We start from the raw sequence: 25151 nt of genomic DNA on the forward strand, positions 1-25151 counted from the left end.
GCTCTGGTCCAGGCGAACATCGCATCGGGGCGGCCCGCGGCGCGGCGCCGACGCGCATGCTCGTGCACGCCGCGACGCCGTCGCGTATGATCGTTTTCCCGCTCCCGCGAATGTCTCCACCGCCCGATGTCCGACGCCGAAGCCCGTCACGCCCCGCTGCGCATCGTCGACGCCGTACGCGCGCTGGCCTTCATCGGCGATCTCAGCATGGGCCAGCCGACCGACCATTCGCCACGCACGAGTTGGTTGGCGGCGCAGCTCGCGCACGCGGCGCGATTCGATGCAGCGGTGTGCGATACGGCCCGCGAGGTGGCGCTGTTGCGCTGGTCGGGCTGCACCGCGAATGCGGCGGGTTTCGCGCAGGTATTCGGCGACGACGTCGCGATCCGCGCCGCGATGCTCGAGAGCCGGCCCGGCATGGCCGAAGCGATCGGCGGCGCGGGCGTCGCGATGATCCCGCTCGCGCAGATTCATTGCGAAGTGTCGGGCGAGGTCGCGCGAATACTCGGTCTGTCCAACGCGACGGAAACCGTGCTGCGGCACATTTTCGAAAGCTGGGACGGCAACGGGCTGCCCGCGCGGCTCGCGCGGGAACAGGTGCCGGCCGCCGTATCGATCGTCGCGCTTGCGGGCGACCTCGACGTGTTCAGCCGCACCTACGGCATCGAACGGGCGCTCCAATTGATCGGCCAACGCGCGGGGGCGCGCTATCCGGCCGTGCTCGTCGAGACGGCCGAGCGTGACGCACCGCGCTGGCTGGCGGCGCTCGAGCACATGGCGCCCGCCGAGCTGGACGCCGCATTGGCCACGCCGGACATGCAGGGCGCCACGTCCGCCGAATTGATCGCGGACGTCATCGATCTGAAACTGCCGTGGATGACGGGCTTCTCGCGTTCGGTCGCCGCGACGGCGGCCGCGTGTTACGGCCGTCTCTCGCCGGACGAGGCCGCGCGCGAACGCGTGTACCGCGCCGGCCTGATTCACGGCATCGGCCGGGCCGCGGTACCGAACGACGTGTGGAACTTGCCGACGCGGCTGCCCGCGAGCGCCTGGGAAAAGGTGCGACTCGTGCCTTACTGGACCGAGCGCGCCGGCAGGCAGACCGGCGCGCTCGGCGAAGCCGCGGTGCTTGCGTCGTATGCCTATGAACGGCAGGACGGCTCGGGTTATTTTCGCGGCGCGCGCGATGCGGCGCTGACGCTGGAAGCGCGCGTGCTCGCGGCGTCGCTGGCATGGGTCGCGTTGCGCTCGGCGCGTCCGTGGCGCGCGGCGCTGAGCGATGCGGCCGCCGCCGACCAGTTGCAGGAAGAAGCGGCCTGCGGCCGGCTATGCGGCGACGTGGTGGCCGCGCTCGTGACGGGCGGAGCGCCTGTGCCCCGGCGCATCGCGCCGCGCGCGTCGGGCGCTGGACCGCGCCTGTCCGCGCGGGAAATCGACGTCCTGCGGGCGATCTCCCGCGGCGCGAGCAACAAGCAGGTCGCGCAGGCGCTCGCGATGAGTCCGAGCACGGTGCGCACTCACGTCGAGAAGGCGTTCCGCAAGCTCGAATGTTCGACACGCGCCGCGGCGACCCTCAAGGCGTCGGCGCTGGGGCTGCTCTGACGCCATCCACGACGCGGATTCGCTTGCGTGTGCGCGCGGATGCGCGAGAACACCTGCGTGATGTGCCGGTCGGGTTCGATATCGGTGAACGCATCGATATCGGCCATGACATCTGCCGTCTTCGCGGCAGCGAACGCGGCGTCCAGCGCCGCGCTAGTTTACAGGCGACGACGGGCGATTACGGCCGTTTGCGTTCAGGGCCGAAGCCCGGACGGACGGCGGCCCGCATCGACGGGTGCGCGGCGGGTGCGCGGGCGAGCGAGATGCCCAGCGCGGCGCCGACGGCGAGGAACAGCGAGATCGACAGGAGTGCGACGATGAACGCGTGCGCGATGGCCGCCGGGTCCTGGCGCGTGCCGAGCGTCGTATAGAAAATGCCGCCGATGATCGCCACGCTGAGCGACGTGCTGACCTGCAGCGTCGAGCTGGCGATGCCGGCGATCATGCCGGATAGCGCCGGTGCGACGCGCCCCGTCACCATGCGCATCAGCGTCGGCAGCGCGAGCCCTTGTCCGAACCCGATGACGAAGAGCGCGGCGGCGAGCGGCACGGCAGCGAGCGGCATCCCGACCGGCGTGGCATCGATCAACCCCGCGAGGCCGACGAGCCCGACGATCTCCAGCCCCATGCCGAACGGATTGACGTAAGCGCCGATGACACGTGTGCAGAACGGCGTCGACAACGGGCCGAGCAGGAACCCGACGCCGAACGGCAAGAACACGAGGCCCGCGCTCAGCGCGTCGACGTGCAACGCATTCTGCAGATACACCGAGAACAGCAGGAAGAACGCGCCGATCGAGTACAGCAGCAGCGCGATCAGCAACGCGCGGCCCAGCCCCGGTGCGCGCAGCGCGGCCGGATCGAGCAGCGGTGCGCCGCCGCGGCGGCCGAGCCGGCGCTCGTAGCGCCAGAAGAACGCGGCGAGGGCGGGCACCGCGAACAGCGACCCCCATGCCCATACCGGCCAGCCTGCTTCGCGCCCCTCGATCAGCGGCACGATCAGCGCGCCCAGCGTCAGCATCGACGGCGCGGTGCCGCCGAGGTCGAGCTTGCGCGCATGCTGCGCCCGCGTTTCCTTCAACAGCGGAATCCCGAACAGGACGACCAGCATCGCCAGCGGCAGGTTGACGAGGAAGATCGTGCGCCAGCCCAGGTTCAACAGATTCAACGAGATCAGGATCCCGCCGAGCGCCTGCCCGACCACGGCCGCGAGGCCGAATACCGCGCCGTACAAGCTGAGCGCGAGCGGCTTTTCCGGTTCCGGAAAGATCGCCTGGATCGACGCGAGCGCCTGCGGCGCCATGATCGCGGCCGTCACGCCCTGCAACGCGCGGCCGACGATGAGCGTCCACGGCGAACTCGCGAGGCCGCACAGCGTCGAGGCGATCGCAAAGCCGATCAACCCGAGGAAAAACACGCGGCCGCGGCCGAACAGGTCGCCCAATCGCCCGCCGGTGATCAGCGTCACCGCGTACAGGCCCGCATACGATGAAATGACGAGTTGCTCGGCCGACGACGAGGCGCCCAGTTCCGCGCGGATCGACGGCAGCGCGACATTGACGATGAAGAAATCCAACGGCGGCAGGAACGCGCCGACGAGCAGGACCGAAAACATCGCCCAGCGACGCGGGTCGGGTGAAACAGGGTCATTCCGTGACATGGGCGGCTCTCCGTACGGAACCAATCGGTTCCAAATCGGGTAAAAAAATATCAGTCGAGAATGCGCATCGTGCGGTCGACCAGCGCGAGCATGTCGGGCTCGGACATACCGGTTTTGCCCAGCACGCGCATGCCCTCGATCTGGCAGACGAGCAAACGCGCCAGCACCTGTTCGTCCTGCTCGGGGATCTCGCCGCTCGCCTGGCCGCGGACGATCGCACCGGCATAGAGCTGCTGCAGCCGCCGGAACATGCGCCCGGTGCGTTCCGCGACATCCGCGTCGCGCGCGGCCAGTTCGGTGGTCATCGCGACCGCGAGACATCCGCGCCGGCCCGCGTCGCCAACGGACAGGCGCGCATAGCGCAGCAGTGAATCGCGAATCGCATCCTTCACGGCACCGGGTTGCGACAGGATGTCGGCGGTCGCCTTGAGCCCGTCGGCCATGTACAGGTCGAGCGCCGCCAGCAGCAGCGCCTTCTTGTCGCCGAACGCCTTGTAGAGACTGCCGCGCGACAAGCCCGTGCCGGCGATCAGGTCGGGCAGGGACGCGCCTTCGTAGCCGCGATCCCAGAAAACGTCCATCGCGTCGCGCGCGGCGTCGCCCAGTTCGAATTCGCGGGGACGGCCCACGCCAGCCGGATTTGCCATTGATCGGTTTCGCCATCGATGCGGTGCCAAAGTTGGATGCATTATATGGACCGATCGGTTCCGATGTCAATGCGCGTGGCCGGACCGGACACGGCGACGGCCGTCCTTGCGGACGGCGCGGGTTCATCCGCTCAGTCGAGCCCGCCCTGGCACAGGTACTTGATGGACAGGTAATCGTCGAGGCCGTAGCGCGAGCCTTCGCGGCCGTAGCCCGATTCCTTCACGCCGCCGAACGGCGCGGCCTCGCTCGCGAGCGCGCCTTCGTTGATGCCGACGATGCCCGTTTCGAGCCGCGCCGACACGCGCGCGATGCGCCGCACGTCCTGCGTGTAGAAATAGGCGGCGAGCCCGAACGGCGTGTCGTTCGCGGCGGCGACCGCTTCGTCCTCGGACGCGAAGCGAAACAGCGCGGCGATCGGGCCGAAGGTTTCCTCGCAGGTGAGCTGCATGTCGGCGGTCGCGTCGACGAGCACCGTCGGCGCGTAATAGTTCGCACCGAGCTCGGTCAGGCGCTTGCCGCCCGTGAGCACGCGCGCGCCGCGTTCGATCGCATCGCCGACGTGGCGTGCGATCTTGTCGACCGCGCGCGCGTTGATCATCGGGCCGATCTGCGCGGCCGGGTCGGTCGCCGGCGCGACCTTCAGCGCGGCGACGCACGCGGCGAGCTTCGCGGCGAACGCGTCGTAGACACCGGCCTGCACGTACACGCGATTCGGCGACACGCAGGTCTGCCCGCCGTTGCGGAACTTGGCGGCCATCAGCCCGTCGACCGCGGCATCGAGCTCGGCGTCGTCGAACACGATGAACGGCGCATTGCCGCCGAGCTCCAGCGACAATTTCTTCAACGTCGCCGCCGATTCGCGCGCGAGCAGCTTGCCGACCGGCGTCGAGCCGGTGAACGTGATCTTGCGCACGCGGCCGTCGGCGAGCCAGTCGGCCGCCGCGTCGACGCCGCGCTCGCGCGACGCGGCGATCAGGTTCAGCACGCCGGCCGGTACGCCGGCTTCCTGCGCGAGCAACGCGAGCGCGAGCGCGGTCAGCGGCGTGTCCTCCGCCGGCTTCGCGACCACCGTGCAGCCGGCCGCGAGGGCCGGCGCGATCTTGCGCGCGATCATCGCGAGCGGGAAATTCCACGGCGTGATCGCGGCGACGATGCCGATCGGCTCCTTCACCGCGCTCAAGCGCTTGCCGCGCTGCTGCTGCGGGATCAGGTCGCCGTACGTGCGCGTCGCTTCCTCCGCGAACCACAGCACGTACGACGCACCGTACGCGACTTCGCCACGCGCCTCGGCCAGCGGCTTGCCCTGTTCGCGCGACATCAGCTTCGCGAGATCATCGGTGTGCGCGACGATCGCCGCATGCCAGGCACGCAGGATCGCGGCGCGTTCGCGCGCGGGCGTCGCACGCCACGCGGGCAGTGCGCGGGCTGCCGCGTCGGTCGCCGCGCGTGCGTCGGCGGCGCCGCTGTCGGGTACGTGGGCAACGGTTTCGAGCGTGGCGGGATCGATGACGGCGAAGCGGCGGCCGTCGAGCGCATCGCGCCAGTTGCCGTCGATCAGGTTGGCGGTGCGAACGAGTTCGGTGCGGGATAGCGTAAGCGGCATGACAGATCCTTGAATGAGGCGGTTCGGCGACGCTGGTTGAGCGGTGCGGGCGCGCGGCTACCCCGCGCGGACAGCAGGCTGCCGCGTTCGGGGGTGACGCACGCCGCGTGTCAGTGACGTTCGCCGAACAGCGATTCGAGCGGGTAGTGCCGTTTGACGAACGGCGACTTGATGATCACGTAACTGAAATACTTCTCGATGCCGATGTTCTGCTCGAGCAGCCCTTCGACGATCGTCTGGTAATGGCTCACGCTGCGCGTGATGAACTTCAGCAGATAGTCGTAGCCGCCGCTCGCGAGGTGGCATTCGACGATCTCGTCGACGGTGCGGATCGCCGCGACGAAGCGGTCGAAATCCTCGCGCCGATGATCGGCCAACGTGACCTCGGTAAATACGACCTGCACGTCGCCGAGTTTCTCGAGCTGGATGTGCGCGCCGTAGCCGCCGATGTAGCCGGCCTTCTCGAGCCGCTTCACGCGGATCAGGCACGGACTGGGCGACAGCCCGACCGCATCGGCCAGCTCGACGTTGGTCATGCGGCCGCGCTTTTGCAACTGGGAGAGGATGCGCAGGTCGATGCGATCCAGCTTGCTGTCCGTCATGTTCACGTGAAAGAGCAAAAATGGAATGTCCGGTTACTTTAGAGACGAACGATGACCGCTACAAGCCCGGCTTTCCCTTGGCCCGTCAGGCCGGTTGCGCATGCGCGGCGTCGAGCGCGCGCTGCACGCCGGAATCCGCCAGCACGTCGTCGAGCGTCTTGCGCACGCGTTCGAACATCAGGTCGAACTCGCCGGCAGTGAAGCTCAGCGCCGGCGCAAAGCCGAGCACGCCGTCGCCGAACGCGCGGAACACCACGCCGTTCGCGTAGGCGGCGGCCGCGATCCGGTCCGGCACGTTCAGCGCCGGGTCGAAGCGCGTCTTGCGTGCCTTGTCGGCGACCAGTTCGAGCGCGCCGAGCAGGCCGACCGAGCGCGCGTCGCCAACGAGCGGATGCGCGCGCAGCGCGTCGAGTCCCGCGGCGAAGCGCGGCGCCAGCGCCTGGCCGTTCGCGAGCAGCCCGCCTTCGTGATAGAGCTTCAGCACCTCGAGGCCGATCGCCGCGCTCACCGGATGCGCGGAATACGTATAGCCGTGGCCGACCGCGGGCGAATCGGCGCGGTGGCCCGCGATCCCTTCGTAGATTTCGTCGGACATCAGCACCGCGCCCATCGGCGCATAGCCGGCGGTCAGCCCCTTCGCGACGGTCATCAGGTCCGGATCGACCTGTTCGGCCTCGCACGCGAACAGCGGGCCGGTGCGGCCGAAGCCGGTGATCACCTCGTCCGCGACGAACAGGATGCCGAGGCGCCGGCACGCGTCGCGCATCGCCTTCAGCCAGCCGGCCGGCGGCACGATCACGCCGCCGGAACCCTGCACCGGCTCGCAGAAGAACGCGGCGACATTGTCCGCGCCCAGTTCGGCGACCTTCGCTTCGAGCGCGGCGACCGACGCGGCGATCAGCGCCTGCGGATCGTCGCCGAGCGGATGGCGGTACGGGTAGGGCGACGGAATATGGTGCTGGTCCGCACGCGGCAGGTCGAAATGACGGTGAAACGCCGGCAGCGCGGTGAGGCCGGCGCCGATCGACGACGAGCCGTGATAACCGCGCTCCAGCGCGATCATCTGCTTTTTCGACGGACGGCCGGTCGCGTTGTAATAGTGCGTGATGAAGCGCACGGCGGAGTCGATCGCGTCCGAGCCGCCGAGCGTGAAGTACACGCGGTTCAGCGACGGCGGCGCGAGCGCGGCGAGCCGTTCGGCGAGCTCGATCGCCGGCTGCGAGCCGAAATGGAAATAGCCGGTCGCGTAGGGCAGCTTGGCCAGTTGGTCGGCGGCGGCTTTCACGATGCTGTCGCGGCCGTAGCCGACGTTGACGCACCACAGGCCCGAGAACGCGTCGAGCAGCGTATGGCCCGCGGCATCGCGCAGGAACACGCCGTCCGCGGATTCCAGCACGGTGACGCCGCGCGCCTCGTGCGCACGGTAGTTGACGACGGGGTGGATCAGGTGTTGACGATCGGCTTCGATCAGCGCGGCTTGGTTCATGGGAAGGCGGGACTCTCGTCAGGTGTCAGCGGTGAGTTCATGCTAACGGGCAAGCCATCCGCATGCGTCTTCAATTTGCGGTCCGAAACGTATGCGCGCGGCGTTTGCACCGGGCGCTTCGGCATTTTCTGCTGCGCGCCCCGCAGGCCGGGCCCGCACGTCAGTAGCCGCGTGCGCGATCGACGACGCCGATCATCGGTTGTCCCGCGCGATGGCGCGCGAGATTCGCGAGCACCGCGTCGACCGCGGTGTCGGGTCGCGTCGCGCTGGCGATGTGCGGCGTGATGCGAATGCGCGGATGCGTCCAGAACGGATGGCCGGCCGGCAACGGTTCGGGGTCCGTCACGTCCAGGATCGCGCTGTCGAGCCGGCCGCTCGCGAGCGCCGCGAGCAGCGCGGGTGCATCGAGCTGCGGGCCGCGCCCGACCTGCACCAGCGACGCGCCGGCCGGCAGCGCGTCGAACACGCGCGCGCCGAGCAGGCCGCGCGTGCCGTCGGTGAGCGGCAGCAGGCAGATCAGGATGTCGGTACGGGCGAGGAACGCGTCGAGCGCGGCATCGCCTGCATGACAGTCGACGCCGTCGAGCGTGCGCGGCGTGCGGCTCCAGCCCGCGCACGGGAAACCGAAGCGCCGCAGCGTGTCGAGCACGGCCTGGCCGAGCGTGCCGAGCCCGAGCACGCCGATGCGTCGCGACGCGGCCGCGCGTACGGGGCGCTCGCGCCACACCTGATCGCGCTGCTGCGCCGCGTAGTCGAACAGGTCGCGATGGATCGTCAGCACGGCCTGCGTCACGTATTCGACCATTCCTTCGACGATACCCGGCTCGATCATCCGCACGACGGGGATGTGCGGCGGCACGCGCGACAGGTCGAACTGATCGATGCCGGCGCCGACCGAGAACACGACTTCGAGGTTCGGCAACAGCGCGACCGGATCGTCCGGCGGCTGCCATGCGGCGAGATAGCGGACGGCGTCGGCGTCGCCGAGGTCCGGCCAGATCCGGAACGGCAGGTCGGGCGCGCGTTGCGCGAAGCGCGCCGCCCACTGCGCGCCGCGCACCGGGTCGGCCTTGTAGAGAAAACTCATCGTGCGCCCCGCTCAGCCGAGCGCCTGGTTCACGATCGCGAACGCGCGCAGCGCCGGGTCGCGTGGCGGCGTCGTGCCGCGCGCCATCGCGACGACCGTATCGACGCGCGGCAACCCGAGCCCCTGCAGCCAGTCCGACAGCCCGCTGTCGCCCGGCACGTCGAGCCGCACGAACATGCCCTCGTGCAGCGCGAGCCAATGGCTGATCAGCGCTTGCGCGCGCAGCGCATCCGGCGCGATCACCGGGCCGATCACGTGGCCGCGGCCGAACCGGCGGAACAGCGCGAAACCGAGCAGCTCGCCGTCGCGGTCGAGCGCGATCCCGTTCGCGACGTCGAGCAGCGCATCGATCACCGCACCGCGTTCGTAGCCGGCCGCGCGCGACGCGAGCGCGGCGAGCCGCGGGCCGTCGTTGGTGCCGAGCGGGCGCAGGCGCTCGCCCGGCGGCAGCGAGATCAGCGGCGGTTGGAACGCGGCGCCCTGGTGCTGATCGATCGTATCGATGACGTCGAAGCCGAACTTCGCGTACAGCGGCTCGCCGGCCGGCGTCGCATGCAGAAATACGGTCCGCGTGCCGAAGCTGTCGACCACGCGGGTGAGCAGTTCGCGGCCGATGCCGCAGCCCTGGCGCTCGGGCGACACGATGACCATGCCGAGCGACGCGTGCGATTCGCCGAAGCGCCAGCCGAGCGCGGTGCCGACGATGCCGGTTTCGTCCTCGGCGACGAAGCCGCTGCCGAGCTGGAATACGAAGCGCCAGTCGTCGAGCCGGTGCGGCCACTTGACTGCTTCGGACAGTCGATGGGCGGCGGGCAGGTCGGCTTCGGTGAACGGGCGATAGATGAGCGTGCGGGAAGGATTGAGGTCGGACACGCCGGACTCCGGATGGGTGGAAATGACCTGTTCACTCTGCCAGCCCGGCGGCGGCACGGATAGGACGATTCGCCTGTTTTCCGGCGGCGGCCCGGCGCTCGGGATCGACGCCGATCCGCTCGGCCGGCACGAACGCATCCGCCCGTCGTGCCGACGCGTCACATGAACGCGATCCTTCCTGCCGCGAGCGTGCCGCTACGACGAAAGCGCGGTATCGCGGCCGTTCGCGGCGGGCTGCGGCGGCCGACGACGCCGGACGCGCCGCATATCGTGCTGCCCGCGCCGCGCAACACGCGACGATTCTGCGTTTCGGACGGCGCCAAACGACGCGCGCGGGGCTTTTTGCCCTGATTCAATTTCGTACAACCCAGCCCGTCCCCGGCCCGCCGGGGCTTCACACCGACAGGACGTCATCATGATCCAGTTTGAACCGAAGTACATCACCTTCGACTGTTACGGCACGCTGACCCATTTCCGGATGGCCGAGACGGCGCGCGAAATCTATGCGGACCGGTTGTCGCCGGCCGCGATGGAGGCATTCGTGCGCGCGTTCGCCGCTTATCGGCTCGACGAGGTGCTCGGTGCGTGGAAGCCGTATCGCGATGTCGTCGTCAACGCGATCCGCCGCACCTGCGCGCGGGTCGGCGTGACGTTCGACGAAGCCGAGGCCGAGCTGTTCTATCGTGCGGTGCCGACCTGGGGCCCGCATCCGGACGTGCCGGCCGGGCTGTCACGGCTGGCGACGAAGTACAAGCTCGTGATCCTGTCGAACGCGATGGACGAGCAGATCATGAGCAACGTCGACAAGCTCGGCGCACCGTTCCACGCGGTGTTCACCGCGCAGCAGGCGCAATCGTACAAGCCGCGGATGCAGGGCTTCGAATACATGTTCGACAAGCTCGGCTGCAAGCCCGAGGACGTGCTGCACGTGTCGTCGAGCCTGCGCTACGACCTGATGACGGCCGAGGATCTGGGAATCAGGCACAAGGCCTTCGTGAATCGCGGCCACGAGCCGGGCACGCCGTTCTACAACTATTACGAAGTGTCGGACATCGGCCAGCTCGCGACGCAGCTCGGGCTGTAAGCGACGCGTTTCCCCGGTGCGGTGCCGCGCACGCCGGGTGCCGCCCGTCGCGATCCCTGAAGAAACACGCGCAATGCGGCAGGCGGCCGGCGTCGCCACGTCGCGCAAGCCTGCACGCATTCGCGTCGCGCCCTCGGGATCAACGCGTCGATGCCGGCGAACAATCCTCTGAACTTTCACTTACGCGCCGGCATGCGGCCGGCACCCGCCGACGGTCCCCGGCGCACGCAGCAAATCATGCTGCGCAGGCTACCCAAAACGGTCGATTCGTATCGTGAGGGCGGCCCGAATCGGGACAACCGGCATTTTGGCGATGCTTAAATGAATTGCATGTGCACGGCGTCGCGCCCGCCACCAGCAAGCGGGCGCGGCGGGATCGAACAACCACGCTGGACCCTATGACCCACTTTACACAGTCAGGAGCAGTTCGGATGAGCGACGATATCGACAATGGCGGCAAGGGCGGCTTCACGCGCCGCGACATGATGCGGGTCATGGCGGCGAGCGGCATGATGGCCGTCGGCGGCGGCGGATTGCTGACGAGCGCGCAGTCGGCATTCGCCGCGCCCGCGCCGAAGCGCGGCGGCAAGATCCGGGTCGCGAACGAATCTAGCTCGACCGCCGATACGCTCGACCCGGCCAAGGGTTCGACGGGCGCGGACTACATCCGCTTCTTCATGTTCTACAGCGGCCTCACGCAGCTCGACGGGAGCCTCACGCCGCAGATGAATCTCGCCGAGTCGTTGCACACGACCGATGCGAAGACCTGGATCATCAAGCTGCGCAAGGGCGTCACGTTCCACGACGGCAAACCCGTTGGCCCGGCTGACGTGGTGTTCTCGCTGATGCGCCACAAGAACGCGGCCACCGCGTCGAAGGTCAAGCCGCTCGCCGACCAGTTCGCGGACGCGAAGGCGAGCGGCCCGGACGAGGTCACGCTCACGCTCGCCAGCGCGAACGCCGATCTGCCGGTCATCCTCGCGACGCCGCAACTCGTGATCGTCAAGGACGGCACGACCGATTTCGCGACCGGCATCGGCTGCGGCCCGTACAAGCTCAAGTCGTTCAAGCCGGGCGTGTCGACCGTCGGCGTGCGCAACGACAGCTACTTCAAGCCGGGCATGCCGTATCTCGACGAGATCGAACTGATCGGCATCAGCGACAGCGCCGCGCGCCTGAACGCGCTGCTGTCGGGCGACGTGCACCTGATCAACGCGATCGACCCGCGCTCGACGCAACGGGTCGCGTCGACGCCCGGCTATGCGCTGAAGGAAACCAAGTCGGGGCTCTATACCGACCTGATCATGCGCAGCGAAAGCCCGATCACCGCGAATCCCGATTTCGTCGAGGGGATGAAGTACCTGTTCGATCGCGAACAGATCCGCTCGGCGGTATTTCGCGGCTATGCGGTGATCGGCAACGACCAGCCGATTCCGCCGGGGCATCGCTACTTCAACGCGTCGCTGCCGCAGCGGCCGCACGATCCGGACAAGGCGAAATTCCTGTTCCAGAAGGCCGGCGCGCTCGGCACGGCGCTGCCGCCGATCTATGCGACGTCCGATGCGAACGGGTCGATCGAAATGGCCGTGCTGCTGCAGCAGGCCGGCCAGAAGATCGGGCTGAACCTGCAGGTCAACCGCGTGTCGCCCGACGGCTACTGGTCGAACCACTGGATGAAGCATCCGCTCGGCTTCGGCAACATCAACCCGCGCTCGAGCGCCGACGTGCTGTTCACGCAGTTCTTCAAGTCGGACGCCGCGTGGAACGAGTCGGGCTGGAAGAACGCGAAGTTCGATCAGCTGCTGCTCGCCGCGCGCTCGGAGACCGACGATGCGAAGCGCAAGCAGATATACGGCGAGATGCAGACGCTCGTCGCGCAGCAGGGCCGGGTCGGCATTCCGGCGTTCATCAGCTTCCTCGACGGCTACGACAAGCGGCTCGCGGGCCTCGGGTCGATCCCGACCGGCGGGATGATGGGCTTCATGTTCGCCGAGTACGTGTGGTGGAACGCCTGACGTCGATACGTGACGCCGCCGCGCGGCCGCAGCGGGCCACCGCCCCGGTCGCGCGGGATCTTTCCCGGAGTGCCGTTTCATGAATCGAATCCTGCTTGGGCTGATCGGTCGACGTATCGCGGTCACCGCGCTGACGCTGCTGATCGTGTCCGCGATCATCTTCACGATCACGAACCTGCTGCCGGGCGACGCCGCGCAGGCCGCGCTGGGTCAGTCGGCGACGCCGGAGACGGTCGCCGCGCTGCGTCAGCAGTTCGGGCTCGACATGCCGGCGCACGTGCGTTACATGCACTGGCTCGGCGGGCTGCTGCACGGCGATTTCGGCCGTTCGCTGTCCGGCGACATGCCGGTGTCGGAGCTGATCGGCGGGCGCCTGCCGAAGTCGCTCGCGCTCGCGGCGATCACGACCGCCGTGTCGGTGCCGATCGCGTTGCTGCTCGGCATCCTCGCCGCGGTCAAACGCGAGTCGGTGGTCGACCGCGTGATCAGCCTCGGCACGCTGTCGCTCGTCGCGACGCCGGAGTTCCTGATCGCGACGGTCGCCGTGCTCGTGTTCGCGGTGAAGCTGCGCTGGTTGTCCGCGCTGTCGTACAGCGGCTCGATCGACAGCCTGCACGATTTCCTGCGGGCGTATGCGATGCCGGTGCTGACGCTGTGCGCGGTCGTGATCGCGCAGATGGCGCGGATGACGCGCGCCGCGGTGATCGAGCAGCTGAGCGCGTCGTACGTCGAGATGGCGATGCTCAAGGGCGCGAGCCCCGCGCGCGTCGTGCTGCGCCACGCGCTGCCGAACGCGATCGGTCCGATCGCCAACGCGATCGCGCTGAGCCTGTCGTATCTGCTCGGCGGCGTGATCGTCGTCGAGACGATCTTCAACTATCCGGGCCTCGCGAGCCTGATGGTCGATGCCGTCGGCAACCGCGATTTCCCGTTGGTCCAGGCATGCACGCTGATTTTCTGCGTCGCGTACCTGATGCTCGTGCTGTTCGCCGATCTGTGCTCGATCGTGTCGAACCCGCGACTGCGGACCTGAGTGTCCCGTTCTTCTTCCGAGATGCCGCCCATGCACCCGACCGAACCCGTTCATCGCAGCAGCGCGCTGCCGCCGTCAGGCGACCCGCGCGCGCCGTGGGGAGGCGCGACGCCGCCCGCCGCGCCGTCCCCCGACCAGCCCCGCAAGCGCCGCGGCGCACGCATCAGGCTGACGACCGGCGGCCGCGTCGGCCTGTCGATGGTCGGCCTGATGCTGTTCATCGCGGTGTTCGCGCCGCTGCTCGCGCCGCACGACGTCGGCGCGATCGTCACGCCGGATGTATTCGCGCCGTTCGGTGCGAAGCTGCCGTTCGGTTCCGACTTCCTCGGCCGCGACATGCTGAGCCGCATCCTGTACGGCACGCGGCTGACCGTGCTGCTCGCGCTGGCCGCGGTGCTGCTCGCCGCGCTGACCGGCACGACGCTCGGGCTGCTCGCGACCGTGTCGGGCCGCGCGGTCGACGAGACGATGAGCCGGCTGCTCGACGCGCTCACGTCGATTCCGTCGAAGATGTTCGCGCTGATGTTCGTCGCCGCGTTCGGCTCGTCGCTGCCGCTGCTGGTGCTCACAGCCGCGGTCAGCTACATGCCGGGCTCGTACCGGATCGCGCGCGCGCTGGCCGTCAACATCAGCACGCTCGAATTCGTGCAGGTGGCAAAGGCGCGCGGCGAGAGCGCGCTGTACATCGCGTGCGTCGAGATGCTGCCGAACATGATCCACCCGATGCTGGCGGATACCGGGCTGCGCTTCACGTTCGTCGTGCTGCTGCTGAGCGGCCTCAGCTTTCTCGGCCTTGGCGTGCAGCCGCCGTATGCGGACCTCGGCTCGCTCGTGCGCGAGAACATCGCGAGCCTCGGCGACGGCTCGGCCGTCGCGATCATGCCCGCGGTCGCGATCGCGATCCTGACGGTGGGCGTCAACCTGTTGATCGACGGTCTGCCGCATCGCGGCCGCCGCAAGGGCGCGGCCGGCGCCGCCGGAGGACACTGATGCGACACGAATCGAACCCGCTCGTCGAGGTGCGCGGGCTGCGCGTGGTCGGCGGCCGGCCGGGCGGCGAGGAAACGACGATCGTCCACGGCGTCGACTTCGACATCGGACGCGGCGAGGTGCTCGCGCTGATCGGCGAATCGGGCTCCGGCAAGACGACGATCGCGCTGTCGCTGATGGGCCATGCGCGCGCCGGCTGCCGGATCGCCGGCGGCTCGGTGAAGCTCGACGGCTCCGACGTGTGCACGCTTTCCGCCGCGGCGCTGACCGCGCTGCGCGGCCGCAAGGTCGCGTATATCGCGCAGAGCGCCGCCGCCGCGTTCAATCCGTCGCGCACGATTCTCGACCAGGTGATCGAGAGCGCACTGATCCACAAGACGATGACGAAGCGCGACGCGCAGGCGAAGGCGATCGAGCTGTTTCGCGCGCTCGCGCTGCCGGAGCCGGAGACGATCGGCAAGCGCTATCCGCACCAGGTCTCGGGCGGGCAGTTGCAGCGGCTGATGGCCGCGATGGCGCTGATCACCGATCCGGAACTGGTGATCCTCGACGAGCCGACCACCGCGCTCGACGTGACCACGCAGATCGACGTGCTGCAGGCGTTCAAGCGCGTGATCCGGCGCTACGGGATGAGCGCGGTGTACGTGTCGCACGACCTGGCCGTGGTCGCGCAGATGGCCGACCGGATCGTCGTGCTGAGCGACGGCGTGATCCGCGAGGCGGGTGCGACCGAACAGATCCTGCATGCGCCGACGCATCCGTACACGCAGAGCCTGATCGCGGCGGTCACGCCGAACGATGCCGAACGTGGCGGGGAAGTGCAACGACCGGCCGCGCCGGCGCCGCTGCTCGACGTGCGCGGCGCGATCGCCGGTTACGGCGGCCGCGCGGCGAACGGCTGGCCCGCGAAGGTGATCCTGCATGAAGTCGACCTGCGCATCGGGCGCGGGCAGACCGTCGGCGTGATCGGCGAATCCGGTTCCGGCAAGACGACGCTCGCGAAGGTGATCGCGGGCCTCGTGCCGGCGACCGGCGGCGAGATCCTGCTCGACGGCGTGCCGCTCGCGCGCGATATCGGCAAGCGCACGAAGGAGCAGCATCGCCGCGTGCAGATCGTGTTCCAGAACGCCGATACCGCGCTCAATCCGGTGCATACCGTCGAGCGCACGCTCGCGCGACCGCTCGCGTTCTATCACGGGATCAAGGGCGCGCGTGCGCGGCAGCGCGTCGCGGAACTGCTCGAACTCGTGCGGCTGCCGCCGGCGGTGGCCGCGCGGCGTACCGGCGAATTGTCCGGCGGGCAGAAGCAGCGCGTGAATCTCGCGCGGGCGCTCGCCGCCGAACCCGACCTGATCCTGTGCGACGAGGTCACGTCGGCGCTCGACACCGTGGTCGGCGCCGCGATCATCGAACTGCTGCGCGACCTGCAGGCGAAGCTCGGCGTGTCGTACGTGTTCATCACGCACGACATCGCGAAGGTGCGCGCGATCAGCGACGACATCGTCGTGCTGTATGCGGGCCGGCGCGTGGAGACGGGCAGTCGCGACGCGCTGTGCGCGCCGCCTTATCACCCGTATTCGCATCTGCTGGTGTCGTCCGCGCCGGAATTGCGCGCGGGCTGGCTCGACGATGCGGCCGAGCGCTGCCATCGTCCGCTGGTGCCGATCGGCGAGCGCGAGCACGAGGCCGAGCTGTGTCCGTTCCTGTCGCGCTGCGCGATGCGCGTGGACGGCGTGTGCAACCGCACGGCCCCGTCGCTGCGCACGCTCGGGAACGGCGCGCAGGTGCTGTGCCATCGCAGCGAGGAGGATCTCGCGCGCTTTCAGGCGGAGCCGGCGCCCGCGGGTGTCACGCCGGTGCAGCTGTAGTCCGTGGCGCGAACCGTGCGTCGCGCGGCGCGGTGAACGGCCCGCCGCATAGTCTGCTGCGGCGGTCGCGCAAAACGACGATTTGTACGCGTGCCGCGCGCGAATACGCGGCAACTGCGGTTTTTGACGGTGATTAAATGATTCGCATTGAACGATCGCCGATCGTCGTTGCGGGAATGCTCGAGAAGAATCCGATGAAACTGGAATCGTACTGGCTGGATACCCGTCCCGCGTTTCGCGCGGGCAGCGTCGGGCCCGTCGAAGGGCGGGCCGACGTGGTCGTCATCGGTGGCGGTTTCACCGGCTTGTCGGCGGCGCTCGCGCTCGCGCAGCGCGGCGTCTCGGTGGTCGTGCTCGAAGCCGCGCAGGTCGCGGGCGAAGCGTCCGGCCGCAACGGCGGCCAGTGTAATACGGGCGTCGCGCAGGACTACGCGTCGCTGGCCGCGCGCATCGGCGCCGCGCAGGCGAAGCAGTTTTATCTCGCGTACGAAAGCGCGGTGAAGAGCGTCGAGACGATCGTCACCGAACAGGCGATCGACTGCGATTTCCGGCGAACGGGCAAGCTGAAGCTCGCCGCGAAACCGCAGCATTTCGCGGGGCTCGAAAAGACCTTCAATGCGTTGCGGCGCGACGTCGATCCGGACATCGAGCTGATCGAGCCGTCGCGGATCCGCGATGAAATCGCGTCCGACGGCTTTTACGGCGGGCTCCTGCAGCGCAACGGCGCGCAGATGCACATGGGCAAGTTCGGCGTCGGGCTCGCGCAAGCGGCCGTGCGGGCCGGCGCACGCGTGTACGAGCAAGCGGCCGTCACACGGCTCGACCGGCTGGACGGCGAGCGCCACCGGATCACCTGCACGCGCGGCACGATCGTCGCCGATCGCGTGCTGGTCGCGACCGGCGCGTCGCAGCACGGGCCGTTCGCATGGTTCCGGCGACGCATCGCGCCGGTCGGCAGCTTCATCGTCGTGACCGAGCCGCTGCCCGACGCGCAGTTGAACCGGCTGTTTCCGCAGCGCCGTGCGTACGTGACGTCGCGCCAGATCGGCAACTATTTTCGCGTGACGCCCGACAACCGGCTGCTGTTCGGTGGCCGCGCGCGTTTCGCGATGTCGAGCCCGCGCTCCGACGCGAAGAGCGGCGACATCCTGCGCGCCGGCATGGCCGGCTATTTCCCCGAGCTGGCCGGCGTGCGGCTCGACTACTGCTGGGGCGGGCTGGTCGACATCACCGCCGACCGGCTGCCGCGCGCGGGCCAGCACGACGGGCTCTATTACTCGATGGGCTACAGCGGGCACGGCGTGCAGATGTCGGTGCACATGGGCCGCGTGATGGCCGACGTGCTGTATGGCGCGGCCGCGTCGAACCCGTGGCGCGCACTCGACTGGCCGGCGATACCCGGCCATTTCGGGCACGCGTGGTTCCTGCCGCTCGTCGGCGCGTATTACCGGATGCAGGATTTCCTGCATTGAAGCGAGCGCCGGGAGAATTCGACATGACAGTGCAATTCGTGGGCTCGCCGCGTGTCGCGCGGCCCGTGTCGCCGGCGATCGGCGACGTGCTGCGCACGATCGACGCGGCGTTCGCGCAGCCGCTGAACCTCGACACGCTCGCGGCGGTGGCCGGGTTGAGCGTGTCGCGTTTCACCGCGCGCTTTCGCAGCGAAACCGGTCTGTCGCCGCACCGGTATCTGTGTCTCGTGCGAGTGCGGCGGGCGCAGGACCTGCTGCGCGCGGGTCTCGCGCCGTCGATCGTCGCGACCGACGTCGGCTTTTTCGATCAGAGCCACCTGTGCCGGCATTTCCGGCGCGTGCTCGGGATCACGCCGCGCGACTACGTGGTCGCCCGAACGGCCGGCGCGCCGGTGCGAGCGCCATCGACGCGCGTGCGCGGCGAACGCCGCGAAGCGTCGTGTCACGCGGCATAGGCGCACGCATGGACGACATGCGCCGCCGAGGCGTTCCGGCAGGAGCGCCGGCGAACGACGATTTCCGATATCGCGTGACGGCTTCGAACCAGGTCGCCACGCATTGCACAGGAGCAGAAATGACCGCAGTTTTCGTGTTGCACCGGGCCGACGGCGCACCGTCTTCCACCGCCTTCCGCCAGCAGGGGTTCGGCGCGAGCGATCCGTTCGCGGCGCATCGCGAGATTGCGTGGGAAGGCCCCGACGCGATGGCCGCCGGGCGCATCGCCTTCGTGGGCGCGCTGGACGTGGCGAGCTTTCCGCACGTCGAAACCCTCGTCGTCGTCGAAGGCGAGTTGACGCTCGAAGCGGCCGGCGCCGCGCCGCTGGTGCTCGGTCCGCGACAGGGTGCCGTCATCGGCTGCGGCACCGCGCTGCGCATCGCCGCGCAAGCGCCCGTGCGGCTGACGTTCTGCGCGGCGGCGTGCGAGACACCGACGAAGCAAGGTCTCTTCGCGCTGTACGCCGACGCGGACTTCAAGCCGTCCGCGACGCTGCCGGCCGAGGTGCTGCTCGGCCCCGCGCCGCAATGCCGCAGCGACAACGTGTTCACCGACGACGGCGCCGGGTACTGCGCGGGCACGTGGGATTCGACGCCGTATCACCGGATCGTCCGGCCGCATCGCGCCAACGAGTTCATGTTCCTGCTGGACGGCGGCGTACGGTTCGCCGCGCCCGACGGCAGCGTGCTGGCGCTCGGCGCCGGCGATGCGCTGTTCGTGCCGCGCGGCGCGTCGATCGGGTGGGAAAGCAGCGAACGCGTCGCGAAGTTCTACGTGATGCAGACCGTCAACGCCCCCGTCGAGCGAGACTGAACATGTCCCCTCCGTTGCGTCATATCGAAACCTTGTCCACGCCGCCGGCCGCGGCCGACGTCGTCGTGATCGGCGGCGGCATCATCGGCGTCTTCACCGCCTACTATCTGGCCCGCCGCGGCGTATCGGTCGCGCTCGTCGAGAAGGGCCGCATCGGCGCCGAACAGTCGAGCCGCAACTGGGGCTGGTGCCGGCAGCAGAACCGCGACGCGCGCGAGTTGCCGATGGCCAGCAAGAGCATCGATCTGTGGGAACGATTCACCGCCGAATCGGGAGAAGACACGGGCTTTCATCGCTGCGGGTTGCTGTATCTGAGCAATGACGACGCCGAGCTGTCCCGCTGGGCCAGCTGGGGCGAATTCGCGAAGACCGCGGGCGTGACCACGTATATGCTCGACAGCAAGCAGGCCGCCGAGCGCGGACGGGCGACCGGGCGGCAGTGGAAGGGCGGCGTGTTCTCGCCGACCGACGGCACGGCCGACCCCGGAAAGGCCGCGCCGGCCGTGGCCGCCGCGCTGATCAAGCTGGGCGGCAGCGTCCACCAGCACTGCGCGGCGCGCGGCATCGAGCTGGAGGGCGGCCGGGTCGCCGGCGTCGTCACCGAGGCCGGCGTCATCAAGACGCGCACGGTCGTGATGGCCGGCGGCGCATGGGCGTCGTCGTTCTGCCGGCAGCTCGGCATCCGGTTTCCGCAGGCGTCGATCCGTCAGTCGATCCTGAGCGTGTCGCCCGTCGAAACGCCGCTGCCGGAGGCGATGTACACGTCCGGCGTGTCCGTGACGCGACGCAGCGACGGACGCTATGCATTGGCGATCAGCGGCCGCGCGCGCGTGGACCTGACGCCGCAGTTCCTGCGCTTCGCGCCGCAATTCGTGCCGATGTTCGCGAAACGCTGGCGCAATCTGCTGCCGGGCGGCCTCGAAGGCGTGCGGGGCGGCCACGAAACGCTGAAGCGCTGGCGCCTCGACGCGCCGACGCCGATGGAGGCGGTGCGCATCCTGGATCCGAAGCCCGACATGCCGACGGTCGCCGAAACTTACCGCCGCGCGGCCGAACTGTTGCCCGAGCTGCGCGAAGCGAGGATCACGCACGCGTGGGCCGGCTTCGTCGACAGCACGCCGGACGGCGTGCCGGGCATCGGCGAAGTGCCGGGCGTGCCGGGGCTGATCCTCGCGGCCGGGTTTTCGGGGCACGGCTTCGGGATCGGCCCGGGCGCCGGGCACCTGATCGCGGATCTCGCGACCGGTGCGCAACCGCTCGTCGATCCGGCGCCGTATCGGCCCAGCCGGTTCGCCGAATCCGCGTGGGGCAAGGTCGCGGATTTCTAGCGGGCGGCCGCGACGCGTTCCGACCGCTGCTTCGGCTCATCACGGCCTTCGCCGTGCGTCGACGCACGGTATCGACTCAAGGATATTCCTGCCATGCATTCCCCCGTCAATTCACCGGTTCATCGCCTGATGCAAGCCGGAAGGCTGGATCGGTTCTTCATCGACGGCGACTGGGTCATGCCCGACGGCCGTGACCGGTTCGCGGTCGTCAGCCCGTCCACGGAAGACACGCTGTGCGAGATCCCGCTCGGGAACGCACATGACGCCGATCGCGCGGTGCAGGCCGCGCGCCACGCGTTCGAACGCTGGTCCGCGACTTCACCCCAGGAACGCGCCGCGCTGCTCGACCGCATCCATGCGTTGATGCTGGAACGCGCCGAGTTGTTCGCCACGGCACTCGCGCTGGAGATGGGTGCGCCGCTCGGCTATGCACGCGGCGCGCACGTGCCGCTCGCGGCCGAACATATCCGGGTCGCACGCGACAACCTCGCGCGCTACCCGTTCGTCGAGCGGCGCGGGACGACCGCGGTCGCGCGCGAGCCGATCGGCGTGTGCGCGCTGATCACGCCGTGGAACTGGCCGATCTACCAGATCACCGCGAAGGTCGGGCCGGCGCTCGCAGCCGGCTGCACGGTCGTGCTCAAGCCGAGCGAGCTGTCGCCGCTCAGCGCGCTGCTGTTCGCGGAAGTGATTGCCGATGCGGGCGTGCCCGCCGGCGTCTTCAATCTCGTGAGCGGCAGCGGCGAAACCGTGGGGGCCGCGCTTGCGTCGCACCCGGAGGTCGACATGGTGTCGATCACCGGATCGACGCGGGCCGGCGTGCTGGTGGCGCAGGCGGCCGCCACCACCGTCAAGCGCGTCGCGCAGGAGCTGGGCGGCAAGTCGCCGAATATCGTGTTGCCGGATGCGGACCTGTCGCGTGCGATCCCGCCCGGCGTGGCCGCCGCGTTCCGCAACATGGGGCAGTCGTGCAGCGCGCCGACCCGCATGATCGTGCCGCGCGCCGTGCTCGGCGTGGTGGAGGCGCTGGCCGTCGCGGCGATGCAGGGACTCGTCGTCGGCGATCCGTTCGACGACGCAACCACGCACGGGCCGCTGGCCAATCGCGCGCAGTTCGGCCGCGTTGCACAGATGATCGACGTGGGCATCGACGAACGCGCGAAACTGATCGCCGGCGGCCCCGGCCGACCCGCGGGGCTCGACCGCGGCTTTTATGCGCGGCCGACGATTTTCTCCGACGTGCGCACCGACATGGCGATCGCGCAGCAGGAGATCTTCGGCCCGGTGCTCGCGATCCTGCCTTACGACACCGTCGACGAAGCGGTCGCCATCGCGAACGACACGGTCTACGGGCTCGGCGCGCATGTGCAAGGCACCGACAAGGAACACGTCCGCGCGGTGGCCGCCCGCATCCGGGCGGGGCAGGTGCATCTGAACTACCCGGCCTGGGATCCGCAGGCGCCGTTCGGCGGGTACAAGCAGTCGGGCAACGGCCGCGAGTACGGGATCGAAGGGATGGAGGAATACATGGAGATCAAGTCGATCGTCGGCTGTTACGACTGACCCAGCCGCCGCGCGCGACACGCGCCGGCATGACGGCTGCAAGCCCGCTACTTTCCGAAGGTGCCTAAATTGGACAACCCCGTCACTCCCGTCCCGTCGCTGCACGCGCATCACGCGCACTGGGCAAAGCTGCGCCGCGACCTGCATGCGCATCCCGAGTTGCGATTCGAAGAACACCGGACGGCCGACGTCGTCGCCCGCGAGCTGGAGGCGCTCGGCTATGCGGTGTCGCGCGGGCTGGGCGGCACGGGCGTGGTGGCGAGCCTGCCCGGCGCGGATCCGGGCCGCGGCATCGTGCTGCGCGCCGATCTGGACGCATTGCCGATCCACGAAGCCAACGACTTCGCGCATGCATCTTGCACGCACGGAATCATGCACGCGTGCGGCCATGACGGCCATACCGTGATGTTGCTCGGCGCCGCGCGCGTGCTGAAGGCAATGCCGCAGTTGCCCGGCACCGTCCATTTCGTGTTTCAGCCGGGCGAAGAGGGCGGCGCGGGCGCGCGCAGGATGATCGACGACGGGCTGTTCGAGCGATACCCGACGGAAGCGGTATTCGGCATGCACAACTGGCCCGGGTTGCCGGCCGGGCATTTCGGGTTGCGCACGGGCCCGATCATGGCCGCGGGCTCGCGCTTCAGGATCACGGTCACGGGCAAGGGCGCGCACGCGGCGCAGCCGCATCTGGGCATCGATCCCGTGCCGCTCGCGTGCTCGATGGTGCTGCAGTGCCAGACCATCGCCGCGCGGCACAAGGACCCGGTGGACCCCGCGGTCATTTCCGTCTGCATGTTCCATGCGGGCACGACCGACAACGTGATTCCCGACACCGCCGAGCTGCGCGGCACGATTCGCACGTTGTCGTCGGCATTGCAGCAGCAGTTGCAGCGCGACGTGCGGCTTGCGTGCGAGGGGTTGGCGCATGCGTATGGTGCGCAGGTCGACGTCGAGTTTTTTCAGTACTATCCGGCGACGGTCAATACGCCGGCCGAGACGGCGCTGTGCGAAGCGGTGATTCGCGCGACGTTCGGCGACGAACGCCTGTCCCGCGACGTGCCGCCGAACATGACGTCCGAAGACTTCGGCTTCATGCTGGAGGAGCGGCCGGGCGCGTATGTGCTGATCGGCAATGCGCAGGACGGCGCGACGGCACCGTCGCTGCATCATCCGAAATACGACTTCAACGACGACATCATTCCGGCCGGGGTCCGGTACTGGGTCGAGCTGGCGCTGCATTACTTCATGCGCTCGTCGTGATGCGTCGGGGTGGGGGGAGGACCGGTTGACGGCTGGTCTGTCGGGCGTCGTCTGGTCGCGGCGCACCGCCGGGCGAACGCCACGCGCCGATGCCTTTTCCCCGCTTCACGCCGGCTGCGCGACCGGCTCCGCCTGCGCGCGACACACACGATTCCTTCCTTCGCGCTTCGCTCGGTAGAGCGCCATGTCCGCGTCGTGCGTCAGCGCATGCACCGACACATGCCGTGCGCGCCGGCTGGTCGCGCAGCCGATGCTGACGGTGAAGGGCGGAACCGTTTCCGCAAACCCGTCGAGCCGGTTGCGTTCGACTTCGCGGCGAATCGCGTCGGCGACCCGCGCGGCCCCGTTTTCATCGGTATCCGGCAACACCGCGACGAACTCCTCGCCGCCGTAGCGCGCGGCGAGGTCGCCGCGCCGCCGCGTATGCGCGCGGATGCATTCGGCGAGAAAGCGCAGCGCCGTGTCGCCCAGCGCGTGCCCGTGCCGGTCGTTGTACTGCTTGAAGTGATCGGCGTCGATGAACAGCACCGAGAGGCTGCCGCCGCTGCCGCGCTGCAGCCGTTCCCATTCGTCGGCCAGCGCGGTATCGAGCGCGCGGCGATTGTGCAGCCCGGTCAGCGGATCGGTGCGGGTGAGGTCGGTCAGCAGCGTCTGCTTGCGGAAGTTGTCCCGCAATGCGAAGGCCAGCAGCCAGACCACCGCGCAGAACGATGCGCCGATCACGGATGCCGACACGCCGACCGTCCACGACAGGCGCCGGATGCCGGCCAGCACGTCGCTTTCGGCCGGCGCGACGACCGCGATCAGCGGGGTGCCCGGTATCCGCTGGTAGGTATACAACCGCATGGTGCCGTCGATGCTCGATCGCGCGGGATAGAAGCCCGATTCGCTGTTCACCATCCGCTTGAAGGATGTCGAACGACGCAGGCGGCTCATCTGGCCGTCGTTCAACGACGGGTTTCTCGCGAGGATCGTGCCGTCCGCGCGCACGATCGCGCTGACCCCGTTCGGCCCGACATCGAGGCGGGACAGAAGCTGCTCGAAATAGGCGAGATCGATGGCGACGACCGCGATCCCGTCGAACCCGTGATCCGGCCGCTCGATGCGTCGCGACAGCGCGATGGACTCCTTGTCGCCGCGCGAGCGCGCGCGATAGGGCTGGGAGACGTAGAGACCGAGATTGTCCGCATCGCGATGGACCTTGAAGTAATCGCGATCGCTGAAGTCCCAGCGATGGGTCGCGCTGCAGCAGCCGTCGATCAACCGGCCGTGCCGGTCGGTCACGCCCATGCCGGTCACGTACTGCGCCGCGGTGCGCTCGAACAGCAGGTCGTGCCGCAATCCGGCATCCATGCGCTGTACGGACGGCTTGCCGAGATCGACGGTCAGCGCGATCAGCGCGTTGTTCGACGTTTCGACCGTCCTCGAGATCTGGCTCGCCAGCACGGCCGCGACGTTGCGCGACGTCTCGTGCGCGTGCTCGACGACCTCGCTGCGCGCGGCCCACAGCGTCACCGCGCTGATCCCGAGCGCCGCGAGCGACATCAGCGTGCCCAACGCACCGACGACGAACGGGTTGCGTCCGGCCCAGTCGGCGATTTTCTCGATCGAAGTGAATGCGGGCATGCTCGCGCTCGTTTGGGACGCCGGCTGCAATGGCGCCGGCGCCGG

General features: G+C 69.1%; 22 protein-coding genes. 14 read left to right on the forward strand and 8 right to left on the reverse strand.

Features of this window, described 5'->3' with window-relative positions; genetic code table 11:
• Positions 1–126 precede the first annotated feature (126 nt).
• Positions 127–1602 carry an HD domain-containing phosphohydrolase gene (locus H0X95_RS16395; RefSeq protein WP_059723009.1) on the forward strand — a complete coding sequence of 492 codons (1476 nt, stop codon included), beginning with the start codon at positions 127–129 and terminating at the stop codon, positions 1600–1602.
• Between the two features lie 178 nt (positions 1603–1780).
• On the opposite strand, the gene H0X95_RS16400 is transcribed toward H0X95_RS16395, so the two are convergent.
• The 7 genes from H0X95_RS16400 to H0X95_RS16430 form a co-directional block, all read right to left on the reverse strand.
• A complete protein-coding gene (locus H0X95_RS16400) occupies positions 1781–3262 on the reverse strand; it encodes an MFS transporter (RefSeq protein ID WP_196446118.1) in 1482 nt (493 codons plus the stop codon).
• Between the two features lie 50 nt (positions 3263–3312).
• Complete coding sequence (locus H0X95_RS16405) at positions 3313–3909, reverse strand: TetR/AcrR family transcriptional regulator (RefSeq protein ID WP_059723007.1); 597 nt, start codon at positions 3907–3909, stop codon at positions 3313–3315.
• A 131-nt stretch (positions 3910–4040) separates the two neighbouring features.
• On the reverse strand, positions 4041–5513 hold the full coding sequence (locus H0X95_RS16410) for an NAD-dependent succinate-semialdehyde dehydrogenase (protein ID WP_059723005.1): 1473 nt from the start codon (positions 5511–5513) through the stop codon (positions 4041–4043).
• 110 nt (positions 5514–5623) lie between these two features.
• Positions 5624–6115, reverse strand: coding sequence for an Lrp/AsnC family transcriptional regulator (locus H0X95_RS16415; RefSeq protein ID WP_034178445.1), 492 nt, complete (start codon positions 6113–6115; stop codon positions 5624–5626).
• Positions 6116–6200: 85 nt separating this feature from the next.
• A complete protein-coding gene (locus H0X95_RS16420; RefSeq protein ID WP_034203509.1) occupies positions 6201–7601 on the reverse strand; it encodes an aspartate aminotransferase family protein in 1401 nt (466 codons plus the stop codon).
• Positions 7602–7761: 160 nt separating this feature from the next.
• The gene (locus tag H0X95_RS16425; RefSeq protein WP_006498158.1) at positions 7762–8688 is read right to left on the reverse strand and encodes a 2-hydroxyacid dehydrogenase; all 927 of its coding nucleotides are present in this window, start codon (positions 8686–8688) and stop codon (positions 7762–7764) included.
• A gap of 12 nt (positions 8689–8700) precedes the next feature.
• Positions 8701–9561, reverse strand: coding sequence for a GNAT family N-acetyltransferase (locus H0X95_RS16430; RefSeq protein ID WP_006482807.1), 861 nt, complete (start codon positions 9559–9561; stop codon positions 8701–8703).
• Between the two features lie 22 nt (positions 9562–9583).
• On the opposite strand from H0X95_RS16430, the gene H0X95_RS16435 reads away from it, so the two are divergent.
• From H0X95_RS16435 to H0X95_RS16495, 13 genes are all read left to right on the forward strand, one after another.
• On the forward strand, positions 9584–9727 hold the full coding sequence (locus H0X95_RS16435; protein WP_154641187.1) for a hypothetical protein: 144 nt from the start codon (positions 9584–9586) through the stop codon (positions 9725–9727).
• Entirely contained in the window at positions 9724–9912 is a 189-nt protein-coding gene (locus H0X95_RS16440) for a hypothetical protein (protein ID WP_154641186.1), read from the forward strand. Before H0X95_RS16435 ends, H0X95_RS16440 begins: the two co-directional genes overlap by 4 nt.
• A 64-nt stretch (positions 9913–9976) precedes the next feature.
• A complete protein-coding gene (locus H0X95_RS16445; RefSeq protein WP_034203511.1) occupies positions 9977–10645 on the forward strand; it encodes a haloacid dehalogenase type II in 669 nt (222 codons plus the stop codon).
• Between the two features lie 431 nt (positions 10646–11076).
• Complete coding sequence (locus H0X95_RS16450) at positions 11077–12660, forward strand: ABC transporter substrate-binding protein (protein WP_059723004.1); 1584 nt, start codon at positions 11077–11079, stop codon at positions 12658–12660.
• A 79-nt stretch (positions 12661–12739) separates the two neighbouring features.
• The gene (locus tag H0X95_RS16455) at positions 12740–13693 is read left to right on the forward strand and encodes an ABC transporter permease (RefSeq protein ID WP_059723002.1); all 954 of its coding nucleotides are present in this window, start codon (positions 12740–12742) and stop codon (positions 13691–13693) included.
• Between the two features lie 30 nt (positions 13694–13723).
• A complete protein-coding gene (locus H0X95_RS16460; protein WP_034203512.1) occupies positions 13724–14683 on the forward strand; it encodes an ABC transporter permease in 960 nt (319 codons plus the stop codon).
• Positions 14683–16551: an ABC transporter ATP-binding protein gene (locus H0X95_RS16465; protein ID WP_058903943.1), complete on the forward strand. Its 1869-nt coding sequence runs from the start codon at positions 14683–14685 to the stop codon at positions 16549–16551. The genes H0X95_RS16460 and H0X95_RS16465 overlap by 1 nt, the downstream gene beginning before the upstream one ends.
• 194 nt (positions 16552–16745) lie before the next feature.
• Positions 16746–18023 (forward strand): NAD(P)/FAD-dependent oxidoreductase, encoded by a 1278-nt coding sequence (locus H0X95_RS16470; RefSeq protein WP_012493728.1) that lies wholly within the window; start codon positions 16746–16748, stop codon positions 18021–18023.
• A 23-nt stretch (positions 18024–18046) separates the two neighbouring features.
• A complete protein-coding gene (locus H0X95_RS16475) occupies positions 18047–18478 on the forward strand; it encodes a helix-turn-helix domain-containing protein (RefSeq protein WP_034203514.1) in 432 nt (143 codons plus the stop codon).
• Between the two features lie 119 nt (positions 18479–18597).
• Positions 18598–19332 (forward strand): cupin domain-containing protein, encoded by a 735-nt coding sequence (locus H0X95_RS16480; RefSeq protein WP_043205907.1) that lies wholly within the window; start codon positions 18598–18600, stop codon positions 19330–19332.
• Positions 19333–19334: 2 nt separating this feature from the next.
• Entirely contained in the window at positions 19335–20660 is a 1326-nt protein-coding gene (locus H0X95_RS16485; RefSeq protein ID WP_059723001.1) for an NAD(P)/FAD-dependent oxidoreductase, read from the forward strand.
• Between the two features lie 93 nt (positions 20661–20753).
• Complete coding sequence (locus H0X95_RS16490) at positions 20754–22223, forward strand: aldehyde dehydrogenase family protein (RefSeq protein ID WP_059722999.1); 1470 nt, start codon at positions 20754–20756, stop codon at positions 22221–22223.
• A 69-nt stretch (positions 22224–22292) separates the two neighbouring features.
• Entirely contained in the window at positions 22293–23480 is a 1188-nt protein-coding gene (locus H0X95_RS16495) for a M20 aminoacylase family protein (RefSeq protein ID WP_059722997.1), read from the forward strand.
• A gap of 105 nt (positions 23481–23585) precedes the next feature.
• On the opposite strand, the gene H0X95_RS16500 is transcribed toward H0X95_RS16495, so the two are convergent.
• Complete coding sequence (locus H0X95_RS16500) at positions 23586–25106, reverse strand: GGDEF domain-containing protein (protein WP_059723115.1); 1521 nt, start codon at positions 25104–25106, stop codon at positions 23586–23588.
• Positions 25107–25151: the final 45 nt, after the last annotated feature.

It is taken from the genome of Burkholderia sp. 9779_493 (assembly GCF_015712215.1).
Lineage (GTDB): Bacteria > Pseudomonadota > Gammaproteobacteria > Burkholderiales > Burkholderiaceae > Burkholderia > Burkholderia cenocepacia.